5 protein-coding genes are annotated in these 18838 nt (G+C 46.3%); 3 read left to right on the top strand and 2 right to left on the bottom strand.

All coding sequences use genetic code 11. The annotated features are described in order from the left end of the window. Positions 1 to 286: 286 nt before the first annotated feature. Genes AACM45_RS18630 through AACM45_RS18640 form a run of 3 tightly spaced genes read left to right on the top strand, consistent with a single transcriptional unit; the run spans position 287 to position 15300 of the window. The gene (locus tag AACM45_RS18630) at positions 287 to 12400 is read left to right on the top strand and encodes a PKD domain-containing protein (RefSeq protein ID WP_339144542.1); all 12114 of its coding nucleotides are present in this window, start codon (positions 287 to 289) and stop codon (positions 12398 to 12400) included. A gap of 31 nt (positions 12401 to 12431) precedes the next feature. After that, on the top strand, positions 12432 to 13352 hold the full coding sequence (locus AACM45_RS18635) for a PorP/SprF family type IX secretion system membrane protein (RefSeq protein ID WP_339144543.1): 921 nt from the start codon (positions 12432 to 12434) through the stop codon (positions 13350 to 13352). 10 nt (positions 13353 to 13362) lie between these two features. Beyond that, complete coding sequence (locus AACM45_RS18640) at positions 13363 to 15300, top strand: OmpA family protein (protein ID WP_339144545.1); 1938 nt, start codon at positions 13363 to 13365, stop codon at positions 15298 to 15300. Between the two features lie 293 nt (positions 15301 to 15593). Here the strand turns inward: AACM45_RS18640 and AACM45_RS18645 are convergent, their stop codons facing one another. Then, complete coding sequence (locus AACM45_RS18645; RefSeq protein ID WP_339144547.1) at positions 15594 to 16595, bottom strand: alpha/beta fold hydrolase; 1002 nt, start codon at positions 16593 to 16595, stop codon at positions 15594 to 15596. Positions 16596 to 16846: 251 nt separating this feature from the next. Further along, positions 16847 to 18829: a serine hydrolase gene (locus AACM45_RS18650; protein WP_339144549.1), complete on the bottom strand. Its 1983-nt coding sequence runs from the start codon at positions 18827 to 18829 to the stop codon at positions 16847 to 16849. Positions 18830 to 18838 lie beyond the last annotated feature (9 nt).

The following is an 18838-nucleotide window of genomic DNA, read 5'->3' on the forward strand; positions in this document are numbered from 1 at the left end:
ATGGATAATTAATACTTGAAAACATTTAAATATAGCCATAAGTCTGGCGTAACTCAAATGGTCAAAAGACACGGTTAATTTTTTAAACAATGTGACTTTATCCCTTTAGTCGGTGTCTTATGATAAGTTTAACAAATCATCATAACCAAGAAAGTGTCTGCTTTTCATCGATTATTACTGAATTGACAACAGCTTATCGATGAATGACAACATATCGAACCGTTAAATAAAATATAATTTATATGTTTGAATTTTCTTACAATAGATATTATCTAAACACTGATCTATGAGTTCTATAACCACCAAAAAAGGGTTCCTATTAAGCTTCATGCTCTTCACATTATTCAGCATTCAACAAGCGTTCTCACAAAACTGCTCGGTTAATGCAGGAGTGGCGGAGACCATTTGTGAAAACGCTACATACAACCTTTCCGGTTCGGCATCGGGCCTCTTGGCCTCAACACCCACTTGGTCACAAGTTGGGGGCCCTTCCGTCAGTATCGCCAACCCTACCGATTTGAACACGGGAGTTTCAGGGTTGATAGGGGGCAATAGCTATACCTTTCGGCTTTCGGCGGATTGTACCGACGGGGCATCCGTCTTTCAAGATGTGGTCATAACCGTAGAACCCATAACCATCGCCGATGCGGGAAGCAATTTGGAAAGTTGCCCAGATTCGAGTGGGGCAATCGTGACATCGGCCAATGCACCACTAAATGCTGGTGAAACAGGGGTATGGAGTATCGATGGAAACAATAATGCCGGGGTCATTATAAATTCCCCTACTTCCCCCACGACGACATTGACATTACCGGAAACTTCTGCCGGAACCACAACTTTACGCTGGACCATTACAGGTCCTAATTTTGCACCGGGACAATCCTGCGAATCTTTTGATACCATAACGGTAATCAATAGTGGAGGGGTAGAACCTGTAAGCGCGGGATCCGATCAAACTTTGGATAACTGTTACACCGTTTCCCAAAATACCAACCTGAATGGTTCTTTTGGGGGAAACAATGTCAACGGACAACAAGGCACGTGGTCCTTTGTAAGTGGACCAAGCACTCCCACTATAGCCAATCCAAATAACAATCAAACCAATGTTTCCGAACTTATTGAAGGTACCTATACCTTTCGATGGACAGTAGCCGGGCCTTGTGCCAACGGTGTTGATACCATGACCATAACAGTTCCGGCTGCAACCCAAGATGTAACGAACAACAGTACGGCCTCGACCATCAGAATTTGTGACCCTACGGTAGACACGGTTACCTTGGTTGGTTCATCACCGGAGTTCACCAATGAAACTGTTGAATGGACGCAGATCAGTGGGCCTACCGCAGGGGTCACCATCGTTTCACCCAATGAGGTATCTACACGTGTTACCGGACTGGCTTCTCCCAGCACCTATGTCTTCCGATTGACCACTTTAAACTCGGTGACAGGCTGTGATGATATCGACCAAGTCACTATAAATTATTCCCCAGACCCTATATCAATTACCGCCAATGGTGGCGATGATATTGTCGCCCCTTGTGGATTCTTGAATGTCGACATCCCTTTCACAACCACGGGGGAAGGTTCAAATACATTTAGTATTGTAGACGGACCTTCAGGTTCTACATTGGTAAACCCGGGCAGTTTCTCCGCTACGGGAAGTAGCCCTTTAGACTTAAGTTTTGATGAAGAGGGAACGTATACCATTTTATTCAGAAGGTCGGTTGGCGGTGAACAACGCTTGGGCTGCACACAGGCCACCGACGAAATTCAGGTTACGGTGGCGCTCGTTCCCACAGCTGCCAATGCGGGTACGGATCAAACCCTAGCTTGTGACGTGACCTCAACTGCCCTTGCGGGTAATACACCTTCAGTTGGATCGGGTATCTGGTCTCAGGTTGAAGGGCCTTCTACGGCAACTATTGATGACCCTTTTGCCACCAACATCAATGTATCCAACATGCTTCCAGGTACGTATCGTTTTAGGTATACGATCAGTGGCGGGGCACCATGCTCCCCACCTGCAGAAGATGATGTGCTGGTTTTCGTATCATCGTCTTCCGGAATCCCAACCGACGCTGGTCCCGACCAAACGGTTTGTTTCGCTGGACCTGTTGTTTTGGATGCTGACCCTGTTCCCAATTCAACCTTGTTGGGTACATGGACCGTTGATAGTGCTCCGGGGGGTGCGATTATCACCTTTTCCGATGAAAATGACCCGAATACGACCGTTTTTGGATTGGACGACCCTAATGAAACTTACGTACTGCGGTGGTCCATTGCCAATCCTTCCGATCCGATTTGTCCCTCCACAGGGACCGATACGGTAACCATAAGCACCAATGCGGTACAAGGTCCGTCCATAGCCAACGCAGGGCCGGATCAATGTTTGCCAACGGGAACAGTAGCAACGACTTTAAGCGGTAGTGGCCCTTTAGCCTCCGAAGAAGGGCTATGGACCGCGGTACCCAACACAGGAATCACATTTGCGGATGCCACCCAATTCAATACTTCGGTGTCTATCTCGATTGAACAAAGCTATACCTTGACCTGGACCATCAGTACATTGGATCCCTCTTGTCAAGACGCCACGGATGATGTTGAAATTACTGTAGGCGCTCCAGCCACGGCAGATGCCGGACCTGATCAAGAGCTATGTTCGGCTACGGCCACCATGGCGGCTTCCGCTTCGGTCGGTGCAACGGGGCTATGGAGCCAATTGACCGGACCTGGAGGGGTGACCATCAATGACGATACGAGTCCGTCAGCACAATTCACATTTACCTTTTCTGGGGAATATACCTTTGAATGGACGGCTTCGAACGGCAGTTGTTCCTCAGCATCCGACCAAATCACTATAGTCGTTGGCATACCACCTACAACGTCCGCAGCAGGATCAGATCAGGTCATTTGCAACGATTCACAAGCTACTTTGGGGGCCAATGCCTTCAACGCAGCGGTTGAGTCCGGTTTTTGGACGGTACAGCCCGGCGCACCAAGCACACCTACGTTTTCAGATGTCAACGACCCCAATGCCACCATAACGGATTTGGTTACTGGCACGTATACCTTACAATGGAATATCGCTTCAGGGTTTCCCTGTCCGGCATCTACCGATATTGTTCAAATTCAGGTATTCTCGGCAGCAAATGCAGGACCCGATTTGACTTTTTGCGAAACCAACAACTTTACTTTGGAGGCAACTTTTGGTTCCCAGGGTATCTGGACACAGGTAGATGGACCTGGAGTATCAGGAAACCCCGGCACTCCTGCAGATATTGTGCAACAACCGGCTAATAGCTTTATTGCCAATGTGACGATTTTTTCCAGTGACTCGTACACCTTTGAGTTTACAACGGATTATGGCGGTACTTGTCCGGTAACTTCCGATCAGGTAGTGGTAAGTACGAGTTTACCACCATCGGTTGATCCTGACGCCGGGCCAGATCAAATTTTATGTATCGACGATTTGGCAGTGGCAGGCACCACTACCTTGGCTGGTAGTGCTCCACCTGGGGACGTGACCAATGCCGAATGGCGTTTTGCCGATCAACCTACAGGGAGTGTTGCGGTAATAGATACGCCAAATGACCCTAATACCACAGTTTCCGGATTGACTGTTCCAGGAGTATATATTTTAGAATGGAACTTTGAAGTAAATTCTTGTTCAAATCGCGCCGATGTATTACGATTGGAGGTTTTCGAACCACCATCCACGGCAGATGCAGGTGTCAGTCAAACGGCTGCATGCCAGCTAGATGCCCAGTTGGATGCCGTACCCCCAGCTGTTGGTATTGGAACTTGGTCTTTTGAAAACCCTGGAGACGATCCTTCTGGAGGTGCGGTTGTAATCGATAGTCCGAATTCGCCAACAACAACTTTATCGAACATTACCACCTTAGGCACGTATACCCTAACATGGACCGTATCCAACGGTAATACGATATTTCCAGATTCCCCTTCTTCGGCCTGCGACCCTTCGGTTGATACCGTGAGCATTACCTTTACCGATGATGTACCTTCTGACGCGGATGCAGGACCTGATCAAGAGCTCTGTGATGTCACCCAAACGAATCTTGATGCCGTACCTGTAGCCTCAGGAACAGGTACATGGTCTCAAACCAATGGTCCAGGCGTCAATGGAAATCCCGGTACTGCCGCAAATATTACCGCAGCCAACGATCCGCAGGCACTCATTCTGGATTTAGGTGCAGGCACCTATGAATTCACTTGGACGACCTCAAATGGGGGCTGTGATTTTACGGATACCATGCAAGTGGTCATCTTGGAGCAACCGGCCAATGCCAATGCCGGACCCGACCAAAATATTATCCAGTTTACACCAGTAGTATTAGACGCTTCAATACCCAATGCAGGTGAAGGGCAATGGACCCAGGTTTCAGGGCCGACCACCGCAATTTTTGATGATGATACCAATCCAAATACCGAAGTCTTTGGAACGGATGTTGGCATTTATGAATTTCAATGGACCGTCACCAATGGGATTTGTGCAAGCTCATCCGACACCATGATCTTGGAAATTATCGGTATTGTTGATTTGAGTCTAAATAAAACGGTTAGCCCAGCAGTAGCTAATGTTGGGGAAACAGTGACTTTTACCTTGGAAGTGTCTAATGCAGGTCCAGCAGATGCCACCGGAGTTACTGTTCAAGACATTGTGCCTTCAGGATATACCATTGCAACGATTAATGACGGGGGTGTTCAATTTGGTAATGTCATTACTTGGTCGGGGCTTTCCGTGACCAATAGTGGTACTACCTCGGTGAGCTTTGAGGCCACAGTGAACATGCCTACCGGAGCCAATGGGGAATACACCAACACTGCACAGGTCACCGCAAGTGACCAGAGTGATATGGACAGTACTCCCGATAACGACGACGGCGACCAGAGCGAAGATGATGAGGACAGTGCCACGGTCACCCTTGAACAAGTCGACCTCGAACTTGACATCACCAATAATACCGCAACGGGCAATGTGGGCGATACCGTAGATTATACCGTTTCGGTCTTCAACAATGATGCCGTTGAGACGGGGGATGCCACAGGTGTCGATATTGTGGTGGTCATACCACCGGGAATGGACATCGTCACGGGAAGCATTTCCAACGGGGGCGTCTTCAACCTCGGCAGCGGTACCATTACCTGGAGTGGGCTTGATATCACCAATGGTGCTACCCTTGACCTTGACTACCAAGTGACCATCAACGATAACGGAAACTATGATACGGTCGGTGAGATAACCGCATCGGACCTGCCGGACGTCGACAGTACACCGAACAACGATGATGGTGACCAGAGCGAGGACGATGAGGATCTACTAACGTTCACATTGCAGTCCGCTGACCTTAGTTTAGATAAAACGGTGAGTCCTACCACCGCAAGTGTGGGCGATACGGTGACCTTTACCTTGGAAGTTTCCAATGCAGGGCCCGACGATGCCACCGGTGTGGCCATTGAAGATGTTGTTCCCATTGGATATACCGTAGGAACCATCAACGATGGTGGGGTACAATCGGGAAGCACCATTACTTGGTCGGGCCTTTCCGTCACGAACGGAGCCTCAACCTCGGTAAGCTTTACCGCGACGCTGAACGCTCCAACAGGGGCCTCAGGGGAATACCAGAACACTGCACAAATAACCGAAAGTGACCAAGGTGATCCAGATAGTGGAACCGACAACGATGATGGCGACCAGAGCGAGGATGATGAGGACAGTGCCACGATCACCCTTGAACAGGTCGACCTGGAACTCGATATAACCAACAGTACCGCAACGGGCAACGTGGGCGATACCGTAGACTATACCGTTTCCGTCTTCAACAACGATGCCGTTGAGACGGGGGATGCCACTGGCGTTGACATTGTGGTGGCTATACCACCGGGAATGGACATCGTAACGGGGAGCATTTCCAACGGGGGCATCTTTAACCCTGGTAGCGGCACCATTACCTGGAGCGAACTCGATATTGCCAACGGTGCCACCCTTGACCTTGACTATCAAGTGACAATAAACGATAACGGTAATTATGATACGGCTGGCGAAATCACCGCATCGGACCTGCCGGACGTTGACAGTACACCGAACAACGATGACGGTGACCAGAGCGAGGACGATGAGGACATCGCAACCTTTACCATTCAGTCCGCCGACCTGAGCCTTGCCAAGAGTGTTACACCCACATCGGCGAGCGTAGGCCAGACCGTCACCTTTACCTTGGAGGTCTCCAATGCGGGGCCAGACAATGCCACAGGGGTATCCATCGCCGACCTCGTGCCCGATGGCTATACCATCGGTACCATCAACGATGGGGGCACACGTATAGGGAACGAAATTACATGGACAGGCCTTACCGTCGCGAACGGAGGTTCCACATCGGTATCCTTTGAGGCCACCGTGAACATGCCTACGGGTACCACGGGCGAATATGACAATACCGCCCAGATAACGGCCAGTGACCAAGTAGATCCCGACAGTACCCCGGACAATGACGATGGCGACCAAAGTGAGGACGATGAGAGCGTTGCGGGCATAACACTGGAACAGGTCGACCTTCAACTCGACATATCGAACGCACCCACATCGGGCAATGCAGGGGACACCGTCACCTATACCGTGGACCTATTCAACGACGATACCGTACAGACCGGTGACGCCACGGGTGTCGACGCAGTCGTAACGGTACCCTCAGGGTTTACCATCGTAACGGGGTCCATCAGCAATGGAGGGGTATACAACCCCGGTAGCGGTACCATCACCTGGTCGGGCGTCTCCGTGGCAAATGGCGATACGCAGAGCTTCACCTATGACGTGACCGTGAACCCAAGTGGAAACTACGATACCACCGGGGAGATAACCGCATCGGACCTGCCGGATGTTGACAGTACACCGAACAACGATGACGGTGACCAGAGCGAGGACGATGAGGACATCGCAACCTTTACCATTCAGTCCGCCGACCTGAGCCTTGCCAAGAGTGTTACACCCACATCGGCGAGCGTAGGCCAGACCGTCACCTTTACCTTGGAGGTCTCCAATGCGGGGCCAGACAATGCCACTGGAGTTACTGTTCAAGACATTGTGCCCGATGGCTATACCATCGGTACCATCAACGATGGTGGTACACGCATAGGGAACGAAATTACATGGACAGGCCTTACCGTCACGAACGGAGGTTCCACATCGGTATCCTTTGAGGCCACCGTGAACATGCCTACGGGTACAACGGGCGAATACACCAACACTGCACAGGTTACTGCCAGTGACCAAGTGGACCCCGACAGTACCCCTGACAATGATGATGGCGACCAGAGTGAGGACGATGAGAGCGTCGCGGGCATAACACTGGAACAGGTCGACCTTCAACTCGACATATCGAACGCGCCCACATCGGGCAATGCAGGGGACACCGTCACCTATACCGTGGACCTAATCAACGATGATACCGTACAGACCGGTGACGCGACGGGTGTCGACGTAGTCGTAACGGTACCCTTAGGGTTTACCATCGTAACGGGGTCCATCAGCAATGGAGGGGTCTACAACCCCGGCAGCGGTACCATTACCTGGTCGGGCGTCTCCGTCGCCAATGGCGATACGGAGAGCTTCACGTATGACGTGACCGTGAACCCAAGCGGAAACTATGATACGGTCGGGGAGATAACCGCATCAGACCTGCCGGACGTCGACAGTACACCTAACAACGATGACGGTGACCAGAGTGAGGACGATGAGGACATCGCAACCTTTACCATTCAGTCTGCCGACCTTAGTTTGGTGAAAGACATAAGTGGGGCATCAAGTGCTACCCCTAATGTGGGTGATACCGTGACCTTTGAGTTAACATTGACCAATGCCGGCCCTGATACCGCGACCAATATAGAAATAGAAGATGAGCTACCCCGTGGCTATACTTTGACTGCCATTAACAATGGTGGAACGGCCATTGGTGGAACCTTCTTAAGTTGGAACATTGCCAGCCTTCCTGTAGGTTCCACAACGGTTTCCTATTCCGTTACGGTGAACGCCCCATCAGGTGATATAGATGAATATCTGAACATCGCGGAAGTAACGGCAAGTGATCAATTTGACCCAGACAGTGAGCCTTTGAATGATGACGGAGATCAGGATGAAGATGATGAAGACTTCTTCGAGGTGGTACCCCAAACCGTAGATTTAGAACTTACTAAAACGGTAAGTTCAAGTACCCCAAATGTTGGTGAGGTCGTAACCTTTACCATAACAATAAATAATCTTGGCACGACCGCTGCAACGAATGTAGCCATTGAGGATACCTTGCCACTCGGTTTTGCCAATATTGCCAACATCAGCAATAGCGGTTCTTTTGGCGCCGGTGTGGTAAGCTGGAGTGGCTTAAATGTACCTGTAGGCACCACAAACCTTACATTTGATGCTGAAGTACAGGCTCCCACGGGGGCTGCGGACCAATATCTAAACGTTGTTCAGCTTACGGCATCAGACCAATTTGATCCCGATAGCACACCAAATAATGATAACGGCGACCAAAGTGAAGACGATGAGGCCAATGTCTCGGTTTCACCGCAAGTGGCCGATCTCAGTATTTCAAAAACAGCTAATACTGCAGCACCTAACGTAGGTGATACCGTCATCTTCACCCTTACTGTGAACAACCTGGGACCAAATAGTGCAACGGGCGTAGCTTTACAAGACATACTCCCTGTTGGCTATACGCTTACCACGGTCAATAATGGTGGAAGCCAAGCAGGAAATATTGCTACCTGGACGGGCCTAAGTGTTTTGGCCAACGGAGGTTCTATTTCAGTAACCTATGAAGCGGTCGTAAACCCCCCGACGGGAGCTGTGGACGAATATCTAAATCAGGCTAGCATTACCGCTTCAGATCAGTTCGATCCAGACAGCGATCCCACAACGGATAACACCGTCGACGAAGATGGAAATGGCCAACCTGATGACGATGATGAAGATGCCTTGAACCTGCCCCCTAGCATTGCAGACCTTTCATTGACCAAAATCGTGGTTGATGGCGATACCAGTCCGCAAGTTGGAACGGAGATTAGTTTTGAGATTACGGTATTCAACGATGGACCAAGCGATGCCGACGGTGTTGTTGTAACCGATTTGCTTCCCTCAGGCTTTGATTTTGTGCTCTATAGCGCAACAGCAGGAATCTATACTGAAAGTACTGGTATATGGTTAGTGGGTGACATTTCAAGCGGAGGTACCGAAACCTTGGTTATTGATGTGTTGGTGAATGCGACAGGTAACTATACGAATGTAGCAGAAGTGACCGCTTCTGACGTTTTCGATAGCGATTCTACACCTAATAACGATATTCTGGCCGAAGATGACCAAGATGAGGTAACGGTTACCCCAATCAATACTATCGATATTGCTTTGGATAAGAGTGTGAGCGATGAAACCCCCGACGTAAATACCAATATTACGTTCACCATTATGGTAACGAACGAAGGACCTAGTGAGGCTACCAACCTTCAGGTGTTAGATCTATTGCCATCGGGATATACTTACGTATCGGATGATGCGTCTGGAGCATATAATGATGCTACAGGGAATTGGAATATCGGGAATTTGGCCAGTGGGTCGTCCGCAACACTCAATATTCTCGCCAATGTGAATACAACGGGGGACTATGTCAATGTTGCCGAGGTTATTTCGCATACCGAATTGGATATTGATTCCACACCTAACAATGATATCCTTGATGAGGATGATCAAGATGAGGTCATTGTCGTTCCAAGACCTTTGGTAGACATATCCGTAACCAAAGTTGCTGACACCATGACCCCGAATATTGGTGGGGAAATTACGTTCACGGTCACAGTGACCAACGATGGGCCGAGTGATGCAACCAACATCGTGGTGACCGATCTTTTGGAATCCGGTTATGAATTTGTAAGTGCCTCCACTACAAACGGTGTCTATGAAGCACTCAATGGTTCATGGACTATTGGGGATTTGGATAACGGAACCACAGAGACCATTGTCATTACCGCCACTGTTTTGGCAAACGGAACGTATACGAATACTGCTGAATTGACAGATCTGAATGAGTTTGACATCGACTCTGAGCCGTCTAATAACGATGATACCGAAGATGACCAAGAGACCATTGAACCGTCGCCGATCTTGGTCTCCGATCTAGAGCTGACCAAGACGGTAAGTGCCATAACACCATTAGTAGGTGAAGAAGTAATTTTTACGCTCAGTCTTACCAATAATGGCCCAAGTACTGCAAGTGGGGTCACTGTGGTCGATTTGTTGCCGAGTGGATACACTTACATTTCCAACAATAGTACAGCCGGCGTTTATAACGAAGATACAGGTCTATGGTCACTGAATGGCACAATCCCCGTCGGAACAACGGAAACCTTGAACATTGTAGTTCGTGTTAACCCCACGGGCGACTATACCAACGCCGCAGAAATTACCGCATCAGATACGATAGATGTAGATTCGGTCCCTGCAAATAGTGATCCATCGGAAGACGATCAAGATAGTGCGACGACCAACCCTATTCCATTGGCAGACCTGTCTTTATTAAAAACCGTGGATAATGAGTTTCCCGATGTTTCAGATACGGTAACCTTTACGCTCACGCTAAGTAATGCAGGGCCTAGTGATGCTACGGGAATTCAAGTAAGTGATGCGCTTCCTTCGGGCTATAGTTATATTTCCGATGATGGTAGTGGGGCCTATGATCCCAATACCGGAATTTGGGACATTGCCAGCCTTGGGGCCGATGCTACGGCAGTACTTAATATCACCGTTGGTATCAATACGACGGGGAATTATACCAATAGTGCCGAATTGGTAGCAGTTAATGAACTAGATCCAAATTCGGTTCCCGGTAATAATGATAGCAATGAAGATGATCAAGACGAGCAGGCTACCTTACCCAGGGTCATTACCGATATATCGGTGGTGAAGACCGTGGATAACCTCAACCCTTCGGTTGGGTCTCAGATTATGTTTACCATAACGGTGACCAATGATGGGCCAAGTGATGCCACAGGGCTTGTTGTAGAGGATATATTGGCATCAGGATATGATTTTGTAAGCGCCACCCCTTCGGCTGGAACTTATGATGAGGTCATTGGTTCTTGGGATATTGCAACATTGCCAAACGGAACCTCGGAAACCTTGGATATCGTTGCCACGGTATTGACCAATGGGGATTATTCCAATACGGCTGAACTCATTGCCCTTGATACCTTTGATCCTGATTCATCGCCGGACAACAATTTGAATTCTGAGGATGATCAAGATACGGTGAATCCGACACCGACAGGTTTGGCTGACCTTTCCATAACGAAGACCGTAGATGAGCTTAATCCGAATGTAGGTGATATCATTGAATTTACGATCAACCTTACCAATAGTGGTGATAGTAATGCCACGGGGGTTATCGTATCAGAAGTATTGCCAAGCGGTTTCCTTTATCAGGCCCATACGTCTACTGCCGGTGTCTATGATGAAATTACCGGTATTTGGAATACCAATGGGGTCATTCCCAATGGTACTACCGAGACCTTGATCATCTTGGCACAAGTCAATGCCCCATCTGGAACCCCAGGTGAATTTACCAATCAAGTCCAAATTACGGCCAGCGATCAATCAGATCCCGATAGTAACCCGACTGACGATTTTGATAGTGATGATCTTGGTGATGGGCTAGCTGATGATGATGAGGCAATCGTCGTTGTGGTGCCGCAACAAGTGGATATTGCCGTTCAAAAAGTAGTTGACAATGCGCGACCGAATATCGGTGACGAAATTAGCTTCACCATCACAATTACCAATAACGGCATGCTTATGGCCACCAATATTGGTATTGAAGAGCAGCTGCCCAATGGATACCGATTTATTTCGGCCAATACCACCGATGGTAGCTATGATGCTTCCGAAGGCTTTTGGGAGCTCGACAACCTTGGCCCTAATGCAACAGCCACGTTGACATTGCTGGTTGAAGTACTCGACTTTGAAGATTACGAAAATATTGCCAATCTGGCTTTTGTCGATCAATTTGACAGTAATGACACCAATGATTCAGACTCGGCAACCATCGAACCCACTTGTCTGGTCTTCTACAATGAATTTTCTCCCAATGGTGATGGGGTCAATGAGACCTTCGTTATCGACTGTATCTCAAGGTATCCTAACAATACCCTTCAGATTTACAACAGATGGGGAAATATCGTCTTTGAGGCCCAGGGCTATAACAACGAGTTTGACGGAACATCGAACGGACGTGCGGTAGTACAACAAGAAGAATTTCTTCCGGTCGGCACCTACTACTACATCTTGAATTTAGGTGATGGATCGGCGCCTATTGCAGACTGGTTATACATTAACAGATAAAATGATTTCAGCAGCCATAAATACAGCACAAATGAATACGATAGTTACCAAAGGAATTTTAATCTTGCTAATGCTGGTTTCATTACAGATCAGCGCACAACAAGACCCTCAGTTTACACAATACATGTACAATACCCTAACGGTAAACCCAGGATATGCAGGGTCACGGGGACATCTCTCTATTTTGGGGATGCATCGCTCACAATGGGTCGGTATCAACGGGGCACCTACCTCACAGGTATTGGCCATTGATGGCCCCGTCGCCGAGAAGGTCGGGCTGGGCGTTGTAGCCACCTATGATGAGTTAGGGCCCTCTAACGAATTGTTCTTGGATGCTAATTTTGCCTATACCCTACCCGTGGGAAGAAACAACGAAAGACTCTCCTTGGGACTAAAGGCCGGCGGACGCTTATTCAATGTTGATTTTTCTGAGGGACTATTTCAAAATCCGGATGTCGCCTTTCAAAACAATATCGAAAACCGATTTTTCCCCACCATTGGTGCGGGGGCCTATTACCATACAGAACGGGCCTATTTGGGTTTCGCCATCCCAAACTTCTTTTCAGAAGACCATTATGATGGGGAGACACAAGAGATTGCTACCGAAAGGCTTCACTACTTTTTGATAGGGGGCTTGATTCGCGACCTAACTGCCGATATTAAATTTAAACCGGCATTTTTTGTGAAATGGGTTCCGGGAGCACCGATAATTGCAGATCTATCGGCAAATTTCATGATTCGGGAAACCGTAACCGCCGGTATCGCCTACCGTTGGGATGATTCTTTTTCAGGTCTTGTCGGCCTACAAATTTCACCAAACTTGAATATCGGCTACGCCTATGATCGCACAACTACCGATTTAAGAAATTTCAATAGCGGTACCCATGAAGTCTTCTTGAGATTTGAGTTGATTTCCCGAGAAAACCGATTAAAATCCCCAAGATTCTATTAAGCCAATTTTTATGAAGACTATTCTATTTTTTCTGTTGACAAGTATCCTTATCGCACCTGGGTTTGCCCAAGAATCCAAATCAAGGGCCGAAAAAGACTTTGAGGACTTTAGTTATATCGACGCTGCTAAAGAATATGAGCGCAAAGTAGTAAAAGGTGATGATTCGCAAGAAACCCTACAGCGATTGGGAGACGCCTATTATAACAACGTTGACATGGCCAACGCTTCAAAGTGGTACGGGCAATTGTTCTCTAAATACGAACGGACCCTGTCCCCTGAATATATCTTCAAATATATTCATAGCCTTAAGGGAATAGGCAACTATCCATTGGCCAAGGCCTTGATGAAGATATATGCCGAGAAATTTGAAATGACCCAGTTCGAAGTCGATCAATTCAATGACAATGATCTGGCTTTGGACAAAATTCAAAATCTACAACCCCAATTTGTGGTGACCCACTTGTCGTTAAATTCCCCTTTTGCTGATTTCGGACCGATGTTTTATCAAGATAAAATCATCTTCGCAAGCAGTAGGGACTCTTTGAACCTACGCACAAGGGTGTATCAGTGGAACGAGCAACCTTATTTGAATCTTTACGAGGCCGACACCTTGCACTTAGGTAGTGATTTGGTCGATATACGTCTTTTCGGACCAACAATAAACACCAAATATCATGAGGCTATCACCACTTTTAATGAAGCGGGGGATTTGATGTACTTTACCCGTAATAATTACACCAATAAAAATCTTGAACGTGACCCAGAAGGTATCAACCATCTAAAATTGTATAAAAGCCAACGCTCGGAAATGGATTGGTCACCTGCTGAAGAAGTACCATTTAACAGTGTTGATTATTCCGTGGGGCAACCAGCGTTGGACCCCAATGGCAAACGACTATTCTTTGTATCCGATATGCCAGGTGGTTTTGGTCAGACCGATATCTATTTTGTTGAACTTACCGATGATGGTGGCTATTCTGAACCTACAAATCTCGGACCGACAATCAACACCAGTGGAAGGGAAATGTTCCCCTTTGTCGACGACGAGAAACTATATTTCGCATCTGATGGACATTTAGGTTTGGGAGGTCTCGATGTTTTTGAAAGCGCATTGGGAAACGGGTTCTCCAAACCAATGAATCTAGGAAAACCCTTGAACAGTAAAAAAGATGACTTTGCTTTCATCATCGACCGTGGCCGAAACAGGGGATATTTTTCATCGAATCGTGATGGCGGAACAGGGGATGATGATATTTATTCCTTCGAAAGACTGCCTATAAATTGTTATCAAACCATTGGCGGAAGTATACGTAACGAGCGAAATGGATTTCCTGAGGCCAATGCGCAGGTGTTTTTATTGGATACCAACGGAAATGAATTGGCGAAAACCAAAAGCTCAAGGGACGGTATATATGATTTTGACATCCGTTTAGACTGTGGTACGACATATCAAATCAAGGTAGAAAAGAACGGATATACCGGTGGGTCTGAAGACTTTCAGACTAGTCTTGAACCCTACTCTTTCAATGAGGTACCCTTACAAATCAAAAAACTTCCAGAGCTTATCGTAAATGAAGGTGGGCAGCTGAAAATCAAAATTGAGATCATCCATTTTGACTTTGATAAGTGGGATATCAGATATGATGCGGCCGTTGAGCTCAATAAAATCGTATTTCTCATGAACCAATTTCCCAAGATGATAATCAAAATAGAATCCCATACCGATTCTAGGGGGAATGACCTATACAATGAGCAACTCTCAGAAAAAAGGGCCCAATCCACCAAAGATTACATTATCTCACAGGGTATAGCCCTTGACAGAATTGAAAGTGCCATTGGTTATGGGGAAAAACAATTGATCAACCGGTGCGAAAACGGGGTGCAGTGTTCTAACGATGAGCACGATCGTAATCGCCGTTCTGAGTTTATTATCGTAAAAATGGAATAACCCTTCAATAGTGGGGTTTTAAGCAAAATCCAATTTAATAGGTTTCACTAATTGCTTAATCATCTAACATACGAGAACACAAATAGTATAAAATATAGATAGCCTCCTTTTCTAGAGTTATTTGGTCCACTAAGAATCGCCTACCGAGGTATCTTTTGAAAGGGAAGCCATAGTATGAAAAAAACCTACCATAACTTATTTTATTCAATCGGTCGCCGTACATTCCTTTTTATAGAATCGTAGTGTTTTTGAAGTACCAAAAGCTTAAAATCACCCTTAAGCCCATTCAAACGTCATAGGCTATGTTTAAGTTGCATTGAAAGCTTTTCAGGTTGATCGATCCAGGGTAAATGACCGGTGTTTTCAATACTTATGAAGTTGGCCCGGGGTACCTCTTCAGTCCATTTTCGAGTAATATGATTTCCCATATCTAAAAAATCTTGCGCACCAATGATAACGGAAATTGGATAAGACCGTTTTTTGAATTCTTCGATGAAGTTCCATCCTTTTTCAGGGTAGGTTCGCTCTGTCAACCCGTACACATTGCCTTTATACAATGCCTTACCATTATTGAGTTGATGCCATTTACCCACATCGTAAAGCATTCTAGTGGCAAAATCAATTCTGTTTTTTATAGTCTCTTCTTTTGACGAAAGCTTGCGGCCCTCCGTTAACAGACCTAATTTCTTCAGCTCTTGTTTTACACTTGGGCGTTCACTGAATTTCCCAAATTCGTCTTGAGCGCTCTGTAATAGTGCCATATCTTCTTCGGGAAATGGGTTTTTAAGGTAAGCGGGGCTTACCAAAACCAGTTTCTTTATATGTTCTGGGTATCTTTTAGCATAGGCACTTGCCAATACGGCACCCATGGAATGTCCTAAAAGTGTAAGTTTTTCTACCTTCAGTTCTTTTCGTAATAATTCCACATCTTCAATATGATGGTTGTAGGTAATCAACGAATCTGGAAAAGGGGAACGCAAAGACCCGCGTTGTTCGTGAACAAAGAACTTGTACTTTGCCCCCAAAGCGGCCACCATGTCGACCATGCCACTATGTTCTGCCCCCCAGCCCCCGTGAAGCATTACTATCGTATCGGTTCCGGTTCCAAATTCCCTTACATAGATTTGCGGGTCGGTCTGCCAGTCTCCGGTAGAGAGAAACCAGCTCTTCATTTGGAGGGTTTTATCTTGATTTTTGGAATTGGATTTTTGATTGATTTCTTCGGGATTATCGGTGCAGGATGCCACAATTACGAAAAAAGGTACTAAAGCGTATTTAAAAATGAGGTTTTTCATGGTAATCTTATTTATTTAACGTGAGTTCTACGTAAGAAACCTGTCACTTATTTGGTTTCTCGCCATTTATAAACTTATGTCAGGTTGAGCCTTTCGACTTCGCTCAAGACAGGCTCCGTCAAAACCTCTCTTTAAATGTACATTCTTCAAGCCCTCGACTGCGCTCGGGGTGACAACTGTCTATTTTAGTTGACATTTGTTCTTTTTTGGATTTACTGTTACGTCCAACCCACGTTTATTTAGGATTGTAATCATTTTTTGCCTTCTATTAAAAACAGCGCCAAATCATCTGCGAGAAAGCTGCCGGTATTCGAATTTGTGAAGACTACAAATCCCATTCCCAAATCCTCGTACATTCGAAAGAGGCACTTGAAATCACCACTGTTTCCACTATGATAGAAGAGTCTTCCAAATTCAGATTTGGAAAGGGCTATACCCAAGCCCATACCTTCCTCAGGATGATTTGTCTCCCTTCTATTGTCGGGAAAAGGAGAATGTATGGTCATCATTTGTTCATAGGTTTCCGGTTCTAGACCCTTCCGTTCTAAAAGTGTGAACATAAAATCAGTATAGGCCAAGGCCTCAGTATGCAGGCTAAAGGCCATTTGCGCTTTTTTTGGGATCATACGTATGCTTGGGGTACCATCCATATGTCCCCTAGAGAACACCTTTCTGAGTTCGGGACTATCACTAAAATCCATACGCCCGATTTTTTGCGGTGTGATAAGCTCTTCCGTTAAAAGGGTCTCGATATCCTTATTCGTTACTTTTTCCAACACACGTTTTAAGTATTCAAATGCCTCACCAGAATATCCGTAAGACGTTCCAGGTTTCCTGACCATATACCTTCCCCAGTTGGGCATTCCAGATTTATGGGTCAATACGTGCCAAGCGGTCATACTTTTATATTCAGGATGTTTCATCTCTAATTCATCAAATTTCAGGTATTCGTGTAGTGGTCTTTGTAAATCGATCAACCCCCTTTCAACAAGACGGTTCACTACAAACGAAAATATAGGTTTGGTCATCGACGCACCCTCGAAAAGGGTTTTCTCCATAATCTTTTCACCGGTCACTATGTTTTGTACCCCGTAGGTTTGGTAATGCACTACCTTTTTATCTTTGATAACGGCCAGTGATACCCCAGGTATTTTGTAGAATTCCATATAGGCCTTTACAAATTGGTTCACTTCTACACCAATATCAGAAGCCGATCCGAACAGTTTTCCCCTATCTGAAATCAATTGTGGCGGCTCCATGACCTTTAGGGTAGCTGGATCATTCAATTGCAGTGGTCTACCCTTTTCAAGATGAATCGTACTTTTCCTATCCGGTCCATAACGATAGATCTCAATCGGACTTTTCCAATGGAAACCCCCAGAAATAAGTACTTCATATGGCCCGTTAGGTAAATCGATCGAAAAATTTCCCAACGAATCCATTTCAATATCAACCCTGAATGGATGGTCTTCGTTTGATTGAAAACGCACCGAAGACGTTAGCGCAATGGTTTTCTTATCCGTAATTTGACCGGAAACCTTTGACAATTGACTATCTTTTGGTAGTAACAGCACATCACCTAAACAAGCCGTGCATTCAAACTTCATTGCTGCACTTTTCCCCCAAGTGAGCATCGTTGGGTATATATTGGCGTCATCTTTGTCAAAGACCGCATAATCAAACCCAAGCACCCTACCTTCTTGTATAAAGCCCTCTAAATTGATTTTCCACTCATAGACCGTTATGTTTCCTTTCCTTGAAATTCCAAGTTCCACCGTATCCCAAGTAGCGTTTAAAACCATCGGATCCCAGTTGCGTTCCTTCTCAACTAGCTTGCGTGCGTATTTATTGGCTTCATACGCTAAAACACCCGTAGGTTCAGGCTGATGTTTCGGGTCTATATAAAGTACTTGCATGTCATGGTTATACCATTGGGGATCCGCCCTATTTTCGATATAGACATCATCTATCGTAGTGGTTGCAATGTATAGTACCTGTTCCTTTATATTGTATCCTATTACGAAAGAACCGCTTAAATCTTGAATTCCCTCAAAAACAAAATCTTTCGGGTAAACTTTTAAATCGTATGTAACCATGTCTTGGGGCCAATCTGTCAAGATGCCATCTATTTTGATATTATCGATGGGGTGGGCAATAGCCACTTTTCCGTTATCCGCCTTCGCGAACAACGTACTGAACAAAAATGGAATGAGGTATAAAAATGTCTTTCTCATGATAGTATT

This window comes from Croceitalea sp. MTPC5, assembly GCF_036985505.1.
Taxonomy (GTDB): domain Bacteria; phylum Bacteroidota; class Bacteroidia; order Flavobacteriales; family Flavobacteriaceae; genus Croceitalea.